The 21,182-nt window shown below is 50.2% G+C and carries 16 protein-coding genes; 13 read left to right on the forward strand and 3 right to left on the reverse strand.

The genetic code is table 11. The features are described 5' to 3' along the window. The first annotated feature begins 111 nt into the window (after positions 1–111). Positions 112–1,158, forward strand: coding sequence for a putrescine carbamoyltransferase (gene ptcA / locus CX664_RS02750; protein ID WP_101745249.1), 1,047 nt, complete (start codon positions 112–114; stop codon positions 1,156–1,158). Between the two features lie 106 nt (positions 1,159–1,264). Here the strand turns inward: ptcA and speE are convergent, their stop codons facing one another. Beyond that, positions 1,265–2,179 carry a polyamine aminopropyltransferase gene (gene speE / locus CX664_RS02755; protein ID WP_101745250.1) on the reverse strand — a complete coding sequence of 305 codons (915 nt, stop codon included), beginning with the start codon at positions 2,177–2,179 and terminating at the stop codon, positions 1,265–1,267. 345 nt (positions 2,180–2,524) lie between these two features. Then, positions 2,525–4,522, reverse strand: coding sequence for a transketolase (tkt, locus tag CX664_RS02760; RefSeq protein WP_101745251.1), 1,998 nt, complete (start codon positions 4,520–4,522; stop codon positions 2,525–2,527). Between the two features lie 257 nt (positions 4,523–4,779). Here tkt and CX664_RS02765 point away from each other — a divergent pair, with 257 nt between their 5' ends. Then, on the forward strand, positions 4,780–5,208 hold the full coding sequence (locus CX664_RS02765) for a hypothetical protein (protein WP_101745252.1): 429 nt from the start codon (positions 4,780–4,782) through the stop codon (positions 5,206–5,208). Between the two features lie 36 nt (positions 5,209–5,244). Here CX664_RS02765 and CX664_RS02770 read toward each other — a convergent pair whose 3' ends face one another. Further along, the gene (locus CX664_RS02770; protein WP_101745253.1) at positions 5,245–6,702 is read right to left on the reverse strand and encodes an Npt1/Npt2 family nucleotide transporter; all 1,458 of its coding nucleotides are present in this window, start codon (positions 6,700–6,702) and stop codon (positions 5,245–5,247) included. Positions 6,703–6,942: 240 nt separating this feature from the next. Here CX664_RS02770 and CX664_RS02775 point away from each other — a divergent pair, with 240 nt between their 5' ends. The 11 genes from CX664_RS02775 (at position 6,943) to CX664_RS26140 (ending at position 21,178) form a co-directional block, all read left to right on the forward strand. Then, a complete protein-coding gene (locus CX664_RS02775) occupies positions 6,943–7,905 on the forward strand; it encodes an ArsR/SmtB family transcription factor (protein WP_241698167.1) in 963 nt (320 codons plus the stop codon). Positions 7,906–8,002: 97 nt separating this feature from the next. Then, a complete protein-coding gene (metK, locus tag CX664_RS02780; RefSeq protein ID WP_101745304.1) occupies positions 8,003–9,166 on the forward strand; it encodes a methionine adenosyltransferase in 1,164 nt (387 codons plus the stop codon). Between the two features lie 192 nt (positions 9,167–9,358). Then, positions 9,359–10,774: an adenosylhomocysteinase gene (ahcY, locus tag CX664_RS02785; protein ID WP_101745255.1), complete on the forward strand. Its 1,416-nt coding sequence runs from the start codon at positions 9,359–9,361 to the stop codon at positions 10,772–10,774. A 59-nt stretch (positions 10,775–10,833) separates the two neighbouring features. Next, positions 10,834–11,694, forward strand: coding sequence for a methylenetetrahydrofolate reductase [NAD(P)H] (gene metF, locus CX664_RS02790; protein WP_101745256.1), 861 nt, complete (start codon positions 10,834–10,836; stop codon positions 11,692–11,694). 90 nt (positions 11,695–11,784) lie between these two features. Continuing rightward, positions 11,785–12,510, forward strand: coding sequence for a 16S rRNA (uracil(1498)-N(3))-methyltransferase (locus CX664_RS02795; protein ID WP_101745257.1), 726 nt, complete (start codon positions 11,785–11,787; stop codon positions 12,508–12,510). Positions 12,511–12,700: 190 nt separating this feature from the next. Then, complete coding sequence (locus CX664_RS02800) at positions 12,701–13,228, forward strand: DUF3332 domain-containing protein (RefSeq protein ID WP_101745258.1); 528 nt, start codon at positions 12,701–12,703, stop codon at positions 13,226–13,228. Between the two features lie 484 nt (positions 13,229–13,712). Further along, the gene (locus tag CX664_RS02805; RefSeq protein WP_101745259.1) at positions 13,713–16,727 is read left to right on the forward strand and encodes an NADH-dependent flavin oxidoreductase; all 3,015 of its coding nucleotides are present in this window, start codon (positions 13,713–13,715) and stop codon (positions 16,725–16,727) included. Between the two features lie 236 nt (positions 16,728–16,963). Continuing rightward, positions 16,964–17,923, forward strand: a complete 960-nt coding sequence (locus CX664_RS02810) for an FAD:protein FMN transferase (RefSeq protein WP_101745305.1) — start codon at positions 16,964–16,966, stop codon at positions 17,921–17,923. A gap of 221 nt (positions 17,924–18,144) precedes the next feature. After that, entirely contained in the window at positions 18,145–18,333 is a 189-nt protein-coding gene (locus CX664_RS02815) for a hypothetical protein (RefSeq protein WP_101745260.1), read from the forward strand. 199 nt (positions 18,334–18,532) lie between these two features. Further along, entirely contained in the window at positions 18,533–19,723 is a 1,191-nt protein-coding gene (locus CX664_RS02820) for a hypothetical protein (RefSeq protein ID WP_101745261.1), read from the forward strand. Positions 19,724–19,870: 147 nt separating this feature from the next. Further along, positions 19,871–21,178 carry a hypothetical protein gene (locus tag CX664_RS26140; protein WP_101745262.1) on the forward strand — a complete coding sequence of 436 codons (1,308 nt, stop codon included), beginning with the start codon at positions 19,871–19,873 and terminating at the stop codon, positions 21,176–21,178. Positions 21,179–21,182: the final 4 nt, after the last annotated feature.

Here is a 21,182-nt window from a genome sequence, read left to right on the forward strand (position 1 = left end):
AGAAATGTGCCGTTTGGAGTAGTAAAAAGCACTCTTGGAAAACGATCATTTATTTCCCCCCTTGCATACCCGAGCAGAACAACCCCGGTGAATAATCAGGAGTATCCTGTTATGAAAATGCCATCATCCAGTGCCACTGAACTGACCAAGCCAGAACTCAAGCACTTCCTGACAACACAGGACTATACACGACAGGAACTGACCGATATCCTTGAGCTGATGAGCATGTTTAAGGAAGCCCGTAAGGCAAATGCGGTACCACAGCTGTTTGCCGGCAAGTCGGTTGCCATGATTTTTGAACAGCCTTCCACCCGTACCCGGGTCTCTTTTGAAACAGCCGCCACTATTCTGGGTGGTGGTGCCTTATTCCTTTCTCCAAAAGATATACACCTGGGCGCTAAAGAAAGCTTGTCAGATACCGGGCGTGTACTTTCCCGTATGTGTGATGTCATCATGGCCCGGGTCGATGATCACAAAACCGTCGCAGGCCTGGCTGAGTACTCCACCGTGCCGGTAATCAATGGCCTGTGCGACTGGCTGCACCCAACCCAGATCATGGCTGACCTGTTCACCATGCAGGAACACCTGCCAGCAGGAAAAAAACTGGAAGACCTGACCGTTGCCTTTGTCGGCGATGCCACCAACGTATGTTCTTCCCTGATGTTTGCCTGTACCAAGTTTGGTATGCACTACAAACATATCGGTCCCAGTAAATATCAGGCTCCTGAAATGTGGCAAGAGATCGCCAGAGAAAACATCAAGCTTTCCAATGGCAAACTGACCGTGACCGATAATATCGAAGAAGTGGAAGGCTGTGACATTATTATTGCCGACAGTTTCTACTGGTTTGGCCAGGAAGCTGAAAAAGAAGAGCGTCTGAGTACGTTTATGCCAACTTATGTCGTCACCGAGGAAATGATGGCCAAAGCAGGAGAAAACAGCATCTTTATGCACTGCCTACCTGCTAATGACCAGAGGGAATGTACCCGTGAAGTGATGGAAGGTCCGCACTCTGTGATTTTTGATGAAGCAGAAAACCGACTGACTGCGCAAATGGCATTGCTGGTTTATCTGACGCACAAATCAATTAAAAAACCCACTGAAGAGACGCTGGCCTACCACAAGGATCGTATCGAAAGCTTCCTGAGCCGGGTTTAATCGGAGTTCTCTGGTAGAAATAAAGCCGTTGTTTTTGGAGCCAAGTTTACGGGATTTTTTATTATCGGCGTAACGGATTGACTCACCAACAGTTACCTGTAATTCATCAGCCCCTGGCAGGGGAAGCGTTGCCGCTTTGCTGTTTTTCCGCCACTGCCTCTGCGATGGCTGTCTCAATGTAGCGTGGCAGGGCGAAAGCAGCCAGATGAACCTCTGGTGTGTAGTAGCGAGTGGTAATGTTACTGTGGGCAAAGCGTGCTTCAAGTTCGACCAGGGGGATATGGCGGGCTTTAAGGTCATCGGTGCCCCAGGCAAAGGTCATGATGCCACAGGCGTAGGTGGGAACGGCGGCGCTGTAAAAATGCAGGTCCGATACATAGCTGGCCAGACGATGGGCGGTGGTTGTTACCTCATGCAACTGCATAAACGGTACCCCGTTTTGGGCAACGAAAATGCCTTTATCAGTCAGCAGTCGTTTGCATCCCCGGTAAAATTCAGAGGAGAACAAGACTTCCCCCGGACCGATAGGGTCGGTGCAGTCAGAGATAATCACATCAAAGCTATGGTCAGCGATCCCGTGATTGTTGACGAACCGAACGCCATCCTCAATCACCAGGTTAACTCTCGGGTCATCATAGGCCCCGGCACAATGGTTCGGCAGCCACTGGCGGCAGAGATCAACCACAGCCCGGTCAATTTCCACCATGGTGACCTGTTCAACGGATTGATGCCGGAGTACTTCCCTGAGCATACCGCCATCACCACCGCCAATAATCAGTACGCGCTTTACCTTGCCATGGGCCAGGATGGGCACATGGGTCAGCATTTCATGGTAGATAAACTCGTCTTTTTCGGTGGTTTGAATCACGCCGTCCAGGGCCATGATGCGGCCAAAGAACCGGTTCTCAAAGATGATCAGATGCTGGTGTTCGGTGTGATCTTCAAACAGCAGCCGGTCAATCGAAAAATTCTGTCCATAGCCTGAATACAGTGTTTCCTGATAGGTATCTTCGCAGTGCATTGTTGCCAATCCTGTAGATAAATAAAAAGAACCGCAAATACTCGTTGTATGCCGATGAATCTGTTGAATATTGGACCATTAGCCAAATGATTGGCAGCGGGCCTGATGGGGAAACGGCTGTTCACGGGTATGAACTTTGGTTATTCCGTGTTGCCGCAAGGCCCACCCAGGGGAAATAAGACGACATTGTCAGATTGAAATGTTTTATTTTAAAAGTGCTGAATTAAACCTGCATGGATATCGGATGGCAAGTTGGGATAGTGAGGAAAAAACGGCCAATAGCGCAGATGGTCGTTTTCAACGATGAGAGGACAGCCATCCCTTTACCAGGATGGCTGAATGGATTTAACCGAGCAGCTCTTCAGCGATTGCCACGATATTGTCAACAGTAAAGCCAAAGTATGGGAACAGGTCTTCTGCCGGAGCGGACTCACCGTAGGTGGTCATGCCAATAATGCGCCCATCCAGGCCAACGTACTTGTACCAGAAGTCAGCAGCAGCGGCTTCAATCGCAATACGGGCAGGCACTTCCAGGGGCAGAACGGACTGTTTGTATTCAGCATCCTGGGCATCAAACACATCCGTGGATGGCATGGAGACCACACGTACTTTATGTCCCTGGGCAGAGAGAGCAGCCTCGGCGTTCATAGCCAGCTCTACTTCTGAGCCGGTAGCCATCAGAATCAGCTCAGGCGTACCTTCACACTCTTTCAGGATGTAACCACCCCGTTCAACCAGGGCAATCTGTTCATCGGTTCTGGCCATGCATGGCAGCCCCTGACGGGAGAAGATCAGGGCACTGGGTCCATCAACACGTTCGATGGCATGTTTCCAGGCGACGGCAGATTCTACTGTGTCACATGGACGCCATGCATTCATGTTCGGTGTCATGCGCAGGCTGGCGATTTGCTCAATAGGCTGGTGGGTTGGACCATCTTCACCCAGGCCGATGGAGTCGTGGGTGTAGACCAGGATTGAGCGCTGTTTCATCAGCGCGGCCATACGGACAGCGTTGCAGGCGTATTCCATAAAGACCAGGAAGGTTGCGCCGTAAGGAATGAAACCACCGTGCAGGGCAATACCGCTCATCATGGCGGTCATGCCGAATTCACGGACGCCGTAAAACAGGTAGTTGCCATCAGCATCGTCACGCTTGATGCCTTTGGAGCCGCTCCACAGGGTCAGGTTGGAGCCCGCCAGGTCTGCCGAACCACCAAGCAGTTCCGGGAGGATCGGGCCATAAGCGTTCAGGGTGTTCTGGGAGGCCTTACGACTGGCGATCTTCTCACCTTCCTGTTGGCAGGACTTGATATAAGCCGATGCCTTTTCGGCAAAGTCAGCGGGCAGGTCACCTTTCTGGCGACGGGTAAATTCTGCCGCAAGCTCCGGGTATTGGGCCTGATAGGCTGCGAACTTTTCATTCCAGGCGTTTTCTTTGGCGGCACCGGCTGCTGTGGCATTCCACTGGTTGTAAATGTCAGCAGGCACTGCAAACGGTGCGTGTTGCCAGCCGAGACGCTCGCGGGTCAGCTTGATCTCGTCATCGCCTAACGGAGCGCCGTGGCACTCCTCTTTACCGGCTTTGTTGGGTGAACCAAAGCCGATAATGGTTTTACAGCAGATCAGCGTGGGTTTGTCCTGTTCGGCGCGGGCGGCTTCGATGGCGGCTTTGATCGCTTCAGGGTCGTGACCGTCAACCGCCGGAATGACATGCCAGTGGTAAGCTTCAAAGCGCTTGACGGTGTCGTCGGTGAACCAGCCTGCCACTTCACCATCAATGGAGATGCCGTTGTCATCGTAAAATGCCACCAGTTTGCCCAGGCCCAGGGTGCCCGCCAGGGAGCACACTTCATGGGAGATACCCTCCATCATGCAGCCATCACCCATAAAGACGTAGGTATGATGGTCAACAATATCGTGGCCAGGCTTGTTGAACTGAGCGGCCAGTGCCTTCTCGGCGGCGGCCATGCCAACGGCATTGGCGATGCCCTGGCCCAGGGGACCGGTGGTGGTTTCAATGCCCGGTGCATAACCATACTCGGGATGGCCTGCCGTTTTGGAGTGCAGCTGACGGAAGTTTTTCAGGTCATCAATACCCAGATCGTACCCGGTCAGGTGCAGCAGGGAATAGATCAGCATGGAACCATGGCCATTGGACAACACAAAGCGGTCACGATCCAACCACTCTGGATTGGCGGGGTTGTGATTCAAATAGTCGCGCCACAGCACTTCAGCAATATCAGCCATCCCCATGGGGGCACCGGGATGACCGGATTTGGCTTTTTGTACGGCGTCCATGCTGAGGGCACGAATGGCATTGGCAAGCTCACGACGTGAGGACATGGGAATCTTTGCTCCTGGGAATCCAGTCTGGTTAAATTCGCGCGCTAGTTTAGCGAAACCGACAGCATTCTTCATCCATATTGGTTTACTGACTAGATGCAGAGAAATAATCTGCTATTGCTTTCTGTGAGATTGAAAACAACAGGCGAGATGGAAAACAAGGCAGGCCTATTATTGAAGTGATTGAAACGCTGAACTATCACCGTTGCGTGGTGTCACATCTGCACGTTTTTTGTACGTTAAATTCCGGAGGCTTTATGAGCCCCTTAACTGGTACCCAACCGCTCCCCAAGGATAGTTTTACCACGCCAGAATCAAAGAAGGAGAAAGCTGTCGATAAGAGAGCCATGTCGATAGAGTCAAAGCAATCTTTGCCACAGAGTAACCAGAGAGCACTGTCAGATTACAATATCAAGGTTGACGGTAAAAAACATGCCAAAACTGCTGGTGAAGAAGGAAAAATGCATGACGAATACTGTACAAAATGCCTGATGGCTGCTGACCAGCAGAATAACTCCAATACCTATGTCAGTAAACAGGAAGTGCTGCATGACTACCGTCAGGATGGCATCTGGTCCTGGGGTCTGAATGGCGTGAACATTGCCGGTTATCCTCAGTGTCCTGTGCCTGGTTGTGCAGGCCATATTCCGGAAGGAGCAATGCTGATCGGTAAGCACTGGAAATAAAGACGGGCTTCACAATCCAGGCATAAGTTGGTCAGTCTATTCTCGGTCAGCCTCCCAGGGTTCTGTTCGCTCATGGTAATGTCTGCCCAAATGCTTGATGGCGATCAGCCATAGGGCAATGGCCAGTATAAAAGCCCCTGCCAGCCAGGACATGGCAAGGCTGAGGGAGCCAAAAAGGGTAATCAAAATCTGTTGAAAAAAAGAGCTGCCTGACTTGCCAACCCGACTCACCACTAACTCAATAGCTGCTTTTCCCTTGTACTTTCGCTCAGCATCAAGAGGTATGAAAGTGATCTCTTTGGTGGCATCAAACAGCGTATATTTTGCCGATTTGCCGAGGGCATGGCAGTACATGCCGATCTGCAAGCCGATCATGGTCAGATCCATATAACAAATACCGAAAAAGCTGACCTGTGATTTCTGATACATGGCCAGGAGAAAAAAAGGCAGGGCCGTGGCTGTCAGAATGATAGGGGTTGCAAAAGCTGCTGCCCACCAGCTGATCTTCAGCAGGGCTGGCGTTAGCAGACCACAGATCAGACTGCCTATGCCGCTGATCATGGCCACCTTGCCCATAAACATCGAGTAGTCTGCCTCACAGGGATACAGCTGCACCAGCTGGCTTTTCCAGGCCAGCTCAACCATGTTAATGGCGATGCAATAAGCCAGCATAACCAGCGCAATGCTGGCCAGGTACGGGCAGCGCAACAGGTATCGTGCGCTGGCCAGCAACGGCAGGTTGGTTGGGGTGTGTGTCTTCTGGCGGGTGGGATCTGTGAGGTTTTTCGAAGTTAAGTGGCAGCAGTATTCATTGAGCAGCAGAATCAACAGCCCGAAAAGCACGAACAGAAGTGATAAGATCTCCAGGCTCTCCTGCCAGCCTGAATCCGGGGCCATAACTCCCCTGGAAACGCAGTAGTAAAGCATAGGGCCGGAAATAATGGATGCGCTGCTGCCGATCATGGTGATCAGGGGATATTGCCGGGTGGCACTCTGGGCATTGTGGAAATCATTGACGGCTGTCCAGAAGAGGGTGCAGATCACCGCCGATCCCCAGAGTTCTGCCACGGCAAAGAACAGCGTCAGGGGCCAGTAATAGACCATGCCGACAATAAATTGCAGGTTTTCATGGATGAATGGGGACAGCAGAGCAAGCGCTGCGGTGGGGGCGAAAGACTCCAGGTTTGGATAAATAACCATGGAAAACAACGGCATCCAGATCAGAAAAGGGATTAATGCAACGACAAACAGGGTACGTTTACTGAGTCGGTTAGCCAGAAAGCTGTAGGTGATTAAAAAGATAAAAGCGACAGGCATGACAACCATCAACTTGATGAAGGGAATGGCTTCCGCACCAAGCCGGGTAATGAGCAGCGACTCTTTCAGGTTCCAGAGTATGTCAAAGTTGAAGGTGCAACAGGACAGCATGGCAATTTGCAGATAAAGCATCGAATTTGAATTACCAGCAACGTTTCTGGATGAATTTTTAGTCATATACAGCGTGTTTCCTACCTCCCGTTATTGCTTCCAGATACTGATGCTCAGCAGGCTATTGTCATTCAGGCGCAGAAAGTGCTGGATAAATATAGTGCAGAGATTGGATTTCTTGTGTCTATTGATTGTATATAAAAATATTTTGATATAGATTTTGGCTCTTGCTAAACTTCCCCCTTCGAATATCCCGGTAAATGAGTCAATGATTTACTGTGCTTAAGTGATTGGAAAGGATGACGTGTGTTGACGGATGCTTTTGAGCAGCTGGCCTCGGTGAGCAAAGCCAGTGGCGATGTTCTGAGATTACAGATTCTGAGGGTCTTGAGCACAGAGTCTCTCGGTGTGCTGGAGCTGAGCGGTGTGTTTGCCATGCGTCAGCCAGCCATGAGCCATCATTTGAAGGTTTTGTCTCAGGCCGGGTTAGTCTCAACCCGCAAAGAAGGCAACACGGTTTTCTACCGTCGGGCCCTGCCCACATCGGCAGGTCATCTTGAAGGGGTAGTCCGCTCATTGTTTCAGGCGGTGGATGGTATACCGCTACCTCATGATCTTGCCGAACAGCTTCAGGCCATTCGCCTGCAGCGGGCGGAACTGTCCCAGGCATTTTTTGCCCGCAATAGCGAAGAATTCCGTCAGCACCAGGAGCTGATTGCCGAGCACCAGCTCTACGCTGAAACGGTGGCAGACCTTATTGAGACTACCGATTTTCCTGAACAGAGCCTGGCCCTTGAGCTTGGTCCCGGTGAGGGAAACTTTCTGCCAATACTCGCCTCTGTGTTCAAGCTGGTTTACGCACTGGATAACTCGGAAAAAATGCTGAGTTACTCCCGGGCGCTGGCCAAACAGCAAGGCATTGGCAATGTCACTTTTGTTCATGGCGAGATCCAGTCACTGAGCAACATGACCAGCGCCTTTGACTGTATCGTCATCAATATGGTGCTGCATCATGTGCCCAGCCCGGCGGACATCTTTAACTGGTCTTCCCGACTATTGAAGCCCGGTGGTAGCCTGTTTATCAGTGAACTCAGCCATCATGATCAGGACTGGGTTCGGGAGTCCTGTGGTGATCTGTGGCTTGGTTTCAGTGCCGGTGAGTTGGCTCAATGGGCGGATAAAGCAGGATTAATCAGCGGTGAATCCCAGTATCTGGGGTTACGCAATGGTTTTCAGATCCAGGTTCGACGTTTCTTCCTTGCCGGATAAACGATGACCTGGTTAACGCCTCAATTGAACGTTATGAACAGATGGTTTCATGGAATCAAAGAGGCGCACTCAATTTTTTCAAGAGGGTAAAACGGCTATGTCTGAGTATTCGCTATTCACATCGGAGTCGGTATCTGAAGGGCATCCAGACAAAATTGCTGACCAGATTTCTGATGCTATTCTGGACGCCATCATCAAGGATGACCCGGAAGCACGGGTTGCGGTAGAAACCATGGTGAAAACCGGCATGGTGATTGTTGCCGGTGAAGTGCGCACCACAACCTATGTTGATATTGAAGAGCTGGTTCGTAATGTCGTTACCAGCATTGGCTATAACCATGGAGACCTGGGCTTCGATGGTGAGTGCGTTGCGGTTCTGAATGCCATTGGCAAGCAGTCTCCGGACATTGCCGTTGGTGTTGATGAAACCGACGAACACGAACAGGGCGCTGGTGATCAGGGCCTGATGTTTGGATATGCTACCAATGAAACACCGGTGCTGATGCCTGCCCCTATTTACTATGCCCATGAGCTGGTTAAGCGCCAGGCGCAGTTGCGCAAGAATGGTGTGTTACCCTGGTTGCGTCCTGACGCCAAGAGTCAGGTAACCATGCGTTACGACCAAAATGGTAAGGTGCAGAGTGTCGATGCCGTTGTGCTTTCTACTCAGCACTCTCCGGATGTCTCTCTGGATGAAATTCGTCGTGAAGTGCTGGAGCAGATTATCAAGCCTGTATTCCCGGAAGGCTGGCTCCATGAAGACACCAAATACCACATTAACCCGACGGGTATATTTGTGATTGGCGGGCCTGTTGGTGACTGCGGTCTGACCGGACGCAAGATTATTGTTGATACCTACGGTGGCATGGCCCGTCATGGCGGTGGTGCCTTCTCCGGTAAGGATCCATCCAAGGTTGACCGTTCTGCCGCCTACGCCGGCCGTTATGTTGCCAAGAACATTGTTGCTGCCGGTTTGGCGGATCGTTGTGAAATTCAGGTGTCCTACGCCATTGGTGTTTCTGAGCCTACCTCGATTTCCATTAACACGTTTGGCACCGGTAAAGTGTCCGATGAGCGTATCGTTGAACTGGTTCGTGAGTATTTTGATCTGCGTGCCGGTGGACTGGTGAAGATGCTGGATCTCAAGCGTCCAATCTATCAGTCCACGGCAGCCTATGGCCACTTTGGCCGGGAAGAGGCCGAGTTCACCTGGGAGCGCACCGATAAAGCGGAACAGCTTCGCAAGGCAGCAGGTCTTTAATTTTTCCTTCTTCAGGCAGCTGGTTGGCTGCCTTTTTTACCTGCTTTTCTCAAAACTCTTTCCTTTCCTCTGTATTGTTCAACCTTGCCAATAAAGCGAATGCGGTGTCTATATCAAAGTTTGTTGATATAGGTTGTTGCCGCTGCTAGACTGCACAATAATTCGGATAATACGCAGAACAGGATACGTTTTATGAGTGCTAACCCTGAGTTAACTGCTGATTTGCAAAGCGCCACCAAGGGTCCGGACTACCGGGTAGCTGATATTTCCCTGGCGGATTGGGGAAGGCGCGAGATTCAGATTGCCGAAGGTGAAATGCCGGCACTGATGGCGATCAGAGCCAAATACCGTGATTCTCAGCCGCTGAAAGGCGCAAAGATCATGGGCTGCATTCATATGACCATCCAGACTGCGGTACTGATTGAAACGCTGGTAGCGCTTGGTGCTGAGGTACGCTGGTCCTCCTGCAATATCTTCTCTACCCAGGATCACGCCGCCGCCGCCATTGCCGCAGCGGGCATACCGGTATTTGCCTGGAAGGGTGAGACCGAAGAAGAGTTTTGGTGGTGCATCGAGCAGACGGTCCTCGACGGTGCCGGTGAGCCCTGGCAAGCCAACATGGTGCTGGACGACGGTGGTGACCTGACACTGCTGTTACACGACAAGTACCCTGCACTGCTGGACAACATTCACGGCATTTCTGAAGAGACCACCACCGGGGTTCACCGCCTGCTGGAGATGCTGGAAAAAGGCACCCTGAAAGTACCGGCAATCAATGTTAATGATGCGGTCACCAAAAGTAAGAACGACAACAAGTATGGCTGTCGCCACTCTTTGAATGATGCCATCAAGCGGGCCACCGACCATCTGCTGGCGGGCAAGAAAGCGCTGGTGATTGGTTACGGTGATGTAGGTAAGGGTTCCGCCGCTTCGCTGCGCCAGGAAGGTATGATTGTCAAGGTTACGGAAGTGGATCCGATCTGTGCCATGCAGGCCTGTATGGATGGTTTTGAAGTGGTTTCACCCTATATTGATGGTGTTAACGATGGCGCCGACGCTTCTATCAACCGGCAGCTGCTGGCCACCACTGACCTGCTGGTGACCACCACGGGTAACGTTCATGTCTGTGACCGGCACATGCTGAAAGCCCTGAAAAATGGCTGTGTGGTTTGTAATATTGGCCATTTTGATACCGAAATAGACACGCAGTTCATGCGGGACAACTGGACCTGGGAAGAGGTCAAGCCGCAGGTTCACAAGATCGTCCGGGATGATTCTTGCAATGATCACCTGATACTGCTGTCCGAAGGTCGACTGGTGAACCTGGGCAATGCTACCGGACACCCGTCGCGTATCATGGACGGTTCTTTTGCCAATCAGGTTCTGGCTCAGATTCATCTTTATGAAGCAGGGTTTGCTGATCTGCCAGCCGATCAAAAATCAGACAAGCTGGCGGTGACCGTACTGCCCAAGAAACTGGATGAAGAAGTCGCTGCCTACATGGTGGAAGGCTTTGGTGGTGTGATTACCCGGCTGACTCAAGGCCAGGCTGACTACATCAATGTACCTGTTGATGGCCCCTTCAAGAGCGACGATTACAAGTACTAAATGTCTTTTTCGCTGGCTGATATCTCTTCACCAGCCAGCGACCTCTGCTGGTGACTACCATGGCAAATACAATAACCAATAATACTCCTGTCAGCTTTGAGTTCTTTCCCACTAAAACAGAAGAGGGTGCCCGGAAACTTGAGCAGAATGCCCTCAGCCTGGCCAGATACCAACCGGAATTTTTCTCAGTGACCTACGGTGCTGGTGGCTCAACACGGGACAGAACCCTTGAAACTGTGCTGTCAACTCAGAACCAGACCCGCATAGCAACCGCTCCTCACCTTTCCTGCGTTGGTGACTCCCGGGAGCAGATTAAAGAGTTGCTGAATTTTTACCGTGACCAGGGCATTGAGCGTATTGTTGCCCTGAGAGGTGATCTGCCTTCAGGTATGGGACGTGACAGTGGTGAACTCCGCTACGCCAATGAGCTGGTGGAGTTTATTCGCACTGAAACCGGGGATCACTTTCATATCGAGGTTGCCGCTTATCCGGAAGTTCATCCACAGGCACCCAATATGGAAAAGGATCTGGCAAACTTCAAGCGTAAGGTGGATGCCGGTGCGGACTCGGCGATTACCCAATATTTCTTTAATGCAGACAGTTATTTCTATTTCCTGGAGCGTACGCACTCACTGGGCATTGATCTCCCGGTGGTTCCCGGAATCATGCCGATCACCAACTATAGCCGCCTGGCTCGCTTTTCCGATGCCTGTGGTGCCGAGATTCCACGATGGATTCGTAAGCAACTGGAAGCCTATGGTGATGATATCAGCAGTATTAAACAGTTTGGTGAAGAGGTGGTGACCCGGCTCTGTGAGAGGTTACTGCAAGGTGGTGCTCCGGGTTTGCACTTTTATACGCTTAATCAGGCGGCCCCCTGCCAGGGTATCTGCGATAACCTGGGCATTTTGGCTGATTGATGGCAGGAGTTATGAGTTGTGAGGGAATTGTGAATGGTATTATTATTCCTGTTCCCCCGTAACTCATAACTCTCAACCCAGTGCCCCTCCATGAGAAACCCTCGTATTTATTCAGCGCAGCCGCTTCAGGCTGATAGCTCCATCGAACTTTTTGAAAATGCCGCCAATCATGTTGGCCGTGTTTTGCGCATGAGACCCGCAGAGCCCCTGGTGCTGTTTAATGGTCAAGGGGGAGCCTGGCAGGGAACCGTAGAGAGCGTTAGTAAAAAGTCGGTTACCGTTTATCTTGAGTCGTTTATCGAGGGTGATGCCCAGTCCCCCCTGACTATCGAACTGGGTCAGACACTCAGCCGTGGTGAGCGTATGGATTATGCCATTCAGAAGGCAACGGAGGCGGGTGTTACCGCCATTACCCCATTATGGAGTGAGCGTTGTGAGGTGAAGCTGAATGCAGAACGTTTGGATAAACGGGTCAAACACTGGCAACAGGTGGCTATCAGTGCCTGTGAACAGTGTGGCCGTAACATCGTACCGACCATACATACGCCCGTTAAGCTGGAAGATTGGCTCACCACTCGGGCGACTGAATTGAACTTTGTGCTGCATCATCGAACCAGAGAGAAACTCAGTGGTTTTGCCCAGCCAGAATCGGTATCTCTGTTGATTGGCCCGGAGGGTGGATTAACTGCTCAGGAAATTGAGTTGGCTGAGGGCCACCGCTTTAACCCGCTGGCCTTAGGACCCCGTGTGCTGAGAACGGAAACTGCACCGGTAGTGGCGATTACGCTGATGCAGTACCTCTGGGGAGACTACTGAATAAGTACCTACAGGATCAGTATAAATAGTGAAAATAATGGCTGGTCAGCTCAGGTAAAAATCCTAATAATTCGCCGTCCTTTTCAGTAAGAGCCTTTGGTTATGAAAAAGTCGCTTTTCAGGCTCTTTGCTTATCTGGTCCCGGGCAAGCGGCATATTCAGCCCTGGACAGTTTTGGAGTAGATGGTTCATGAAAAAGATGGCGATCAAAGCGCTGGCTATTGCTGTTTTTGCAGCATCACTGACTGGCTGTATGGGTCAGATGGGCACCTCGGCTATGGTGACCAAAGCTAACCTCTCGGTGGTCGACAACCGGTATGGTCGTGCCGGACTGTTCATGCTGCTTAGCCCGGTTTACGGTATTGCCGCTACTGCAGACTTTTTCATTTTCAACACCGTCGAGTTCTGGACCGGCACCAACCCGATTACCGGCAAGTCGCCAGCGGTTGTTGATATGCCTGTTGATGCCATCTTCAAGGTCAACCACAAGCTGGATAAGTCCATGACCGAAGTACCTCTGGATCGTATCACTTCTGCTTCGTTCAAGCAGGTTGATGAGAATACGGTTGAAATGCAGGTGACGTACACTGACGGCAAGCAGGCCATTATGCGTGGTGAAAAGTCCGGTGAGGCAGTCAGCTTCTTTCTGGATGGCGCGTTTGTTGCCACCGCTCAGGTTGCAGAACTGAATGATTATGTTGCTGCCAGGCAGTCTTGATTAATTCCGTCTGAAGCACCAGGCGTCTGTCGTCTGGTGCCATAACGGTTATTCTGTGATTCTTCACACTATTGGTCGGTGTCCGGGCCGTTTTCAGGATCAGAATAGAAGGGTTGATGAAACTAACCCATTTCTCCCTGCTACCGACCTTCCTATTACCGAAAAAAATCAGCGCCCACCTTATCAGAAACCACCAGCTACCCCCTGTTTTGGCTCCTGTTTCAGCGGTTGTTTTCGGCAGTACTTAAATGAGTGTCCCAAAACCGTTTTATAGGAAAAGTTTCACGTAACTCAACGGGATATATGGGTGTTTATCACTATACATGCAAAGTAGATGGTGTGAAAAAATGCCGATGATTTTTCGCTGGGCTTAATATTGAGCCCTTGTCTTGATACTGGTCTTAACAAAAGTATTTATTCCATAAACAGTCAGCCCAGTGAGCAAACGTTTGTACGGTCATTGGGTTGAAATAAGGAAGTCTTGATGGCTCATTTGATCGACGAAGTTCTGTTTCAATCAGATAACAAGTTCAAGAATCGTATCGTGATGGCTCCGATGACGATTCAATCCGCCTTTTTTGATGGCGGCGTCACCCAGCAGATGATTACCTATTACGCCGCTCGCTCTGGCGATGCAGGTGCTGTAATTGTCGAAAGTGCTTTTGTGGAAAATTACGGCAGAGCTTTCCCCGGTGCACTGGGTATCGATACTGACGGCAAAATTGCTGGTCTGAAGCAACTGGCGGATGCCATCAAGGCCAGAGGCTCAAAAGCTATTCTGCAAATCTACCACGCCGGTCGTATGGCAACGCCTGAGTTTAATGGTGGCCATAAACCGATCTCGGCCAGCCCTGTCGCTGCTCTGCGTGATAATGCGGAAACCCCGCTGGAAATGACCGAAGAGCAAATCGAAGAGATGATCGAGTTGTTCGGCAATGCCGTGAACCGTGCCATTATCGCCGGTTTTGATGGTGTTGAAATCCACGGTGCCAACACTTACCTGATCCAGCAGTTTTTCTCGCCACACTCCAACCGCAGAAATGACCGGTGGGGTGGCGATATGGAAAAACGCACCACATTCCCGCTGGCTGTTCTGGCCAAAACCAAGCAGGTGGCACAGTCTCATAACAAGGCTGATTTCATTGTCGGTTATCGCTTCTCACCTGAAGAGATTGAAGAGCCGGGTATCCGCTTTGAAGATACCATGTTCCTGTTGGATAAACTGGCGACAGAAGGTCTGGACTATTTCCACTTCTCTATGGGCAGCTGGGCACGTAACTCCATCGTAAACCCGGAAGACAAAGAGCCACTGATCAACAAGTATCGTCAGCTGCAGTCTGAGGCGGTGGCCAGCGTGCCGGTGATCGGTGTGGGTGGTATTGCCCAGACTGCCGATGCACAACAAGCACTGGCCCAGGGTTATGATATGGTGGCCGTGGGCAAGGGTTACCTGGTTGAACCTGCCTGGGCAACCAAGGCTCTGAACAATGAGACCTGCGCCGAGTTCGCCGATATCGCTCAGCAGGAAGCCCTGCTGATCCCGACGCCGCTGTGGGACATCATGGATTACATGATTGTCGACAGCGAAGCAGAAGCGGAAAAACATCAGCGCATCAAAGAGCTGCAAGGTATTGAGATCCGTTTCCAGCCAGGAACTTATACCGCTTACGGCCGTGGCCACAACGGTGACCTGCCGGTGACGGTAACCTTCTCTGAAGATGAGATTCTTGAGATTGTGGTGGACTCTTCCAGAGAGTCAGACGGTATCGCCAACCCGGCCTTTGAGCGTATTCCACAGCAGATCGTTGATGAGCAGACGCTCAATATTGACGTGATCTCCGGCGCAACCGTCAGCAGTCAGGCGGTAATCGACGGTGTTTCCAATGCGGTTGATCTGGCCGGTGGTCACTCCGAGGCTCTGCGTGTGAAAGCCCGTAAGGCGGTTGAGTGGATCGCGCAAACCATCGAAGAGAGCGCCGATGTGGTGGTGATCGGTGGTGGCGGTGCCGGTTTGAGTGCAGCGCTGACAGCCCTGGACAAAGGCAAGTCAGTTATCCTGCTGGAGAAGTTTCCGGCCATTGGTGGTAACACGGTCCGTACGGGCGGTTGGGTTAACGCTGCTGAACCCGCGTGGCAGGGTGATTTCGCGGCACTGGCGGGTGAAAAAGAGACCCTGATGGCCCTGGCTGAGACGCCAGAGTCTGAGTTCGCCGGTGAATATCTGGACGATTTCCGTACCCTGAAGTCACAGCTGGATGATTACTTCAACCAGCACGACCATGGCAACAAATACCTGTTCGACTCGGTTGAACTGCACCGCATCCAGACCTACCTGGGCGGTAAGCGTACCGACCTGAATGGCGAAACCATCTATGGTCAATACGATCTGGTCAAGCAGCTGACTTCCAGCTCCATGGAGTCCATCGACTGGCTGAGCGAGAAAGGCATCGAGTTTGAGCGTGGCCTGGTGGATATCGCTGTTGGTGCCCTGTGGCGTCGTGCCCACAAGCCAAAGCGTCCAAAAGGCGTTGAGTTTGTTGATAAGCTGCAAAAGCGCATTCTGGAACAGCATGGTCGCATCATCACCGATACCCGGGCTACCGACCTGATCGTTGAAGATGGCAGGGTTGTGGGTGTCAAGGCGATCCAGGCCAACGGTAATGAGCTGATCGTGAAAGCGAGCCACGGTGTGGTCATGACTTCTGGCGGCTTTGGTGCCAATACCCAGATGATCAAGAAGTACAACACCTATTGGAAAAATATTGCTGACGATATCAAAACCACCAACTCTCCTGCGCTGGTGGGTGATGGTATCGAAATGGGTGAAAAAGTCGGTGCTGAGCTGGTGGGTATGGGCTTTGCCCAGCTGATGCCAATCGGTGATCCGAAGTCCGGTGCTCTGCTGACTGGCCTGATTGTACCACCGGAGAACTTTGTCTTCGTTAACCAGAAGGGCAAGCGTTTTGTTGATGAATGCGGTACCCGTGACAAGTTGGCCGATGCCTTCTTCGACCACGGTGGCACCGTTTACATGATTGCCGATGCCGAGATTCGCAAAACAGCAGCCAACACCTCCGATGAAACCATTGCCCGTGAAATCAGCGAAGGCATCATCCTGGAAGCGGATACGCTGGAAGAACTGGCCGACAAGATTGGTGTGCCACAGGCGGAATTTGTGCAAACCATCAAGCAGTACAACACATGTGTTGAGCAGGGCCACGATCCTGAATTCAACAAGAGTGCGTTCGGCTTGAAGGTGGAGCAGGGACCGTTCTACGCCACACCACGTCAGCCTTCTATTCACCACACCATGGGTGGCTTGAAGATCGATACCAGCACACGAGTGATTGGTAAGGATGGTAACGTTATTCCTGGCCTGTACGCAGCGGGTGAAGTCACTGGCGGTATCCATGCCGGTAACCGTCTGGGTGGTAACGCCCTGATCGATATCTTCACGTTTGGCCGTATTGCCGGTGAAAGCGCGGCTGACCTCGTTTAAGGTATAGCGGCGACAACCAAAAGCCTGCCCTGCCCAAGTGGAGTGGCGGGCTTTTTGGTAGCGAGCTATTTCTACACAAATGTTCATGACGATGGTTTGTCACCCTCTGTCATGAAAGCTTTAGCCACAGAGTCACGGAGACACAGAGGAAAAGCGTTTTTCTGTTCTCCGTGTCTCTGTGCCTCCGTGGCAATTTATTTCACGGCAAACACAAGTTCATACACAAGTACCAGTTCATGCACAAGTACCAAACCCGATTCCAGATGATGGGAACAGTGATTGATCTGGTCGTTTATCATCAAAATGGTGAGCAGCTGCTCAAAGCGGCCTATCACCAACTTTCCCAATACGCCCAGCGGTTCACGGTCAATCAGCCTGCTGTCAATCAACCAGATAGTGAGCTGATGGCGATCAACCAAAATGCGGGTATCGCACCCATCGCGGTTGAGTCTGATCTCTTTCACCTGATCAACATCGCCAAGGCGGCAAGCCAGGACAGGCGCAACCCCTTCAATATTGCTATTGGCCCTCTGGTCAAGCTCTGGCGCATCGGCTTTCGGGATGCCAGACTGCCCTCAGCGGCGGAGATATCTGCACGGTTGGCGCTGGTCGATCCCGATAACATTGTCCTGAACGAGCAGGAGAGAACGGTATTTTTGCGTCAACCCGGTATGGAGATCGACCTGGGGGCCATCGCGAAAGGCTATTTTGCCGATCAGGTCAAACAAGCGCTGGTCAACGCCGGTGTTGATCATGGCTTTATCAGTCTGGGGGGCAATGTGGTCACCATCGGTCACTCCCCCACCAATGCCAACCGGGCCTGGAATGTGGGTATTCAAAACCCTCTGGCAGAGCGGGGCACCATTATTCGTGCGCTGCCACTGAACGATGCCTCCATGGTCACCTCTGGCATTAACGAACGCTATTTTGATGTCAATGGTCAGCGTTACCACCATCTGCTGGATGCACAAACCGGTATACCCATTGCCACGGATATTGCCAGTCTGACCATTATTTCCAAACACTCCGTTGATGGTGAAATCTGGAGTACTGCCGGGTTTTTATCCTCGGCGGATGATGCGCTGCACTATTTATGTCAACAGGCATTTATCGAAGCCGTTGTCGTGGCAAAGGATGGCACCGTTAAGATGACCGATGGACTGGTTGACCATGGTCGTTATATTGCTTTGCGGTGAATAGACCATCTACCAGCCAGTCCTGCTCCAATTCGTGTCTGCGGTATGAGAAGCAGTGCCTGCGGGGGGCCCGCCAGCAAACATGACGGTTTAAACACACGTTGCCGAAAAAGCATCCGATTTTAAACAGAAGGAATATTAACTGTACGATTAATTAAAACTAAGGAACTAATTATTACAGGAATGGTCTTATTACTGCATACCGAAGTTAACCTGGAAAAGTGCATGTTAATAACAACGGCAAGAAAGTGGATGAGCAAGCGTTGGTTAACAAGCTGGAAACGCTTCAGGTCAATACCCCCCAGCAAGATCGGTTACCTGCCCCAAAAGACGTTACAGTCATCATTCTGACAGGTGCCCACCGGAAAAGTTGCTCCGGTATTCCGGGTCAACCCGTTATTGTGAGTTAATTTCTGATCGCAGCGAGATTCCGGATAATATCAAAATAATCATCAGTATTCGAAAATGCATGTTTTTTTCCTAAGCGACCACATGAGAAAAATGATGAACGCAAGATTAATTCATTTAGTTGTTAAATTGAACCATTCAGAATAAAAAGAGTCGAAAAAAGCTATTAATGCTCGTTCCGCCAGTTTTTAAGGTTCCGACGTGGATATTGCCAAATTAACTTACAAAAACCTGAACGCTTATCAATCGGGCCTCGAGAACAGCCTGCCAGCGATGGACGAAGTTACCGGCCCTCTCTGCCTACAGGAATCACGACCTGTTCATGTTGTTGGTGGAGAATGCACTCCATCGGACGGTTTCTATGAAAAAAAGCGACTCGAAGACTTCAGGATAGCGCCTCACTGTGAGTTTGAGGGTAAATTGAGATCTTCCGCAGAAGTATCTCTGGATGAGAAGCCAGGTTATGCCAGTACTGCAGAACTGCCGTTAAATTTTATCTGGGTCGGGAGTCTTATTCCTGATAAATACGCTAAAAATATCTTTGACTGGGCCAATGCCTACCCACAGCGGATGACTGTTCTGTGGATTACATCAACTTTGTTAAGTGAGCAGGCCAGGGAGGATATGGTCCGCTTTGAAGAAGTTTGCCCGGAAAATGTCCGGGTTATGGATACTGTTATCAATCCACTATTAAATAACATTGGCTTTGCCGACATCGAGCGCTGGATGTTTAATGGATTTGAAACAATGTCCAAGGTTGAGATAACAAGAACAGCCTGTGCATATAGCGATGTACTCAGGGTGCTTCTGATGTTTTATGGCACTGAGCTGCTTGATGGTATTAAGCAAGGCTCGGGTGATACCGATAAAAGAACCAACCCGTGTGACGGGATGATTTATTTAGATACCGATATTTATTACAACTCCCTGTACAGGATGGATGATCTGTATTTTAAAGGGGTTTTATGCAAGTGGAGATTCCTGGTCCAATTACTGACGTACACCTCGAATGATATTTTTGCCACTTCCCATGCCCGATCAGACTTTTTTGGTTGTTTAATGCACGAGGTGCTGACCAAAACCTTTGCATTTATGAGTCAATATTCCAGCTGCGCAGAGTATGTTCGTCCCGAGCCTGATGATATTAGGTCAAATGAATTGAATGTTACTGAGTTTTCCTTTGTGCCTGCTGATAAGATGGTTACCAGGCACTATGGAGGATTTGCAGAAAAATTAGAAGATGAAAACGGTGCCTTTTCTTTTCCCCTCAAAGAAACAGTGGGTCATGATGCTTCCTGGGTTGATGGTAGCGCTTTAAGCCTTCAGCGTTCGATGTTCAGAGCAAAGAGCCTTATGCAGCGGTCCGTTGATTATTTTTGTTCAATTTCGTGATTTCCCAAAAACCTCATTGCGTACAAAAAAATTTTTGGATTATTGAATCGTTTGCGAAGAATAAATATTGCACTATGATAATTTGTTCATGCACAGGATTGCCTGAAATTACCTGAATCGCCATAACCAGTTTGAGAAATAATTCGTATGTTTGCAGTTAATAATGACAATAATCCCAGTGCAGGTATTAATTTCATCTGTGATAATCTTGGAAGCCCATGTCCGGATGATACATCTGCCAGTCCTGTTTTTCAGGGTTCGTATGAAGTAAAGCATATCCAAACCGACAAAATTACCAGAGCTTTTGTTAGTCAAACTGAATTAGTCAAACGTCAGCTGGGTGATCTGGGTCTTCCCCGGTTGGACCAGAAAAATGTCAGCAAATTAATTACCAACGAAGTGGCAATTGTGCTTGAAGGTACTGCACCTCAGATCGGGATAGCCGAAGTGACTCCTTCAGCTAATGGTAGTAATACTGCGGTAAATGGCCCGTTTGCAAATGCGGTGGCATTACCCAATCAGTCAGTTGGCAAGAATCAGTCTTTGCCCGTGCTCAACAATAGTGATTGTGAGGTTTCTTCCCGTCTGTTTGATGCTTTCCAGGCTGGCAATGCTCAACTTGTCATCCAGTATTGTCAGCAAATACTGGGCAGCCCCCGCGATGAGTGGGCAAAGCAAACACTGCTGGAAGCCAGAAACCCTGCTGGTATTCCCGGTCTCTACATAGCGCTCAAAAAAGGTCATACCGACTGCATCAGTGCCTTTCTCGATCAGGTACAATGCAGTAACCTGAACGTTGAAATGAAGCAGAAACTGTTGGCTCCCCAAGTCCCTCCAAGCAACACGCCAGGTCTTTTGCTGGCTATGAGAAATGGCCACGCTGACCTTGCCCGCACCTATTGTGAATGGATACTATCAACAAATAACTCTGATTGCTGGAAAGAAGAACAGCTAATGGCTATTGATTTATCTTCTATTGACGGGTTAGACGGGCCAGATTATCAAGCGCCCGCTTTGCACGAAACCATGGAAAAAAACCACAGTGAGTGTGTTAAGGTTTTTTGTAAACTGGTTTTAGCAAGTAATCTCAGCGTTCAGATCAAAGAGAATCTGATAACCGCTAATCAAGTTGAATGGCCATTGAGGCCGGGTCTCTACAGTGCTTTTCTTAAAGGCAAAGCTCACAGTGTGGAAGCTTTTTGCCAACAAGTTCTGGAAGCACAACTTGATGTTAGTGTGAAGCACAGGTTGTTGGCACCAAAATGGTATGGTGCAACAATCAAGCAGGAAGCCAATTTAGGATCTGAATTATTTCAGATATACAAAACCACTATAAAAAATAGCAATTTGAATTCTATAGCAAAAACATCACTAACATCTGGTATTTTAAACCGGTTAAAAAGAATTTTTGATCCTGTCCGCCTTTATCTCAACGTTCGTGATGCATTTCGGTAGATAA

It is taken from the genome of Endozoicomonas acroporae (assembly GCF_002864045.1).
GTDB classification, from domain to species: domain Bacteria; phylum Pseudomonadota; class Gammaproteobacteria; order Pseudomonadales; family Endozoicomonadaceae; genus Endozoicomonas; species Endozoicomonas acroporae.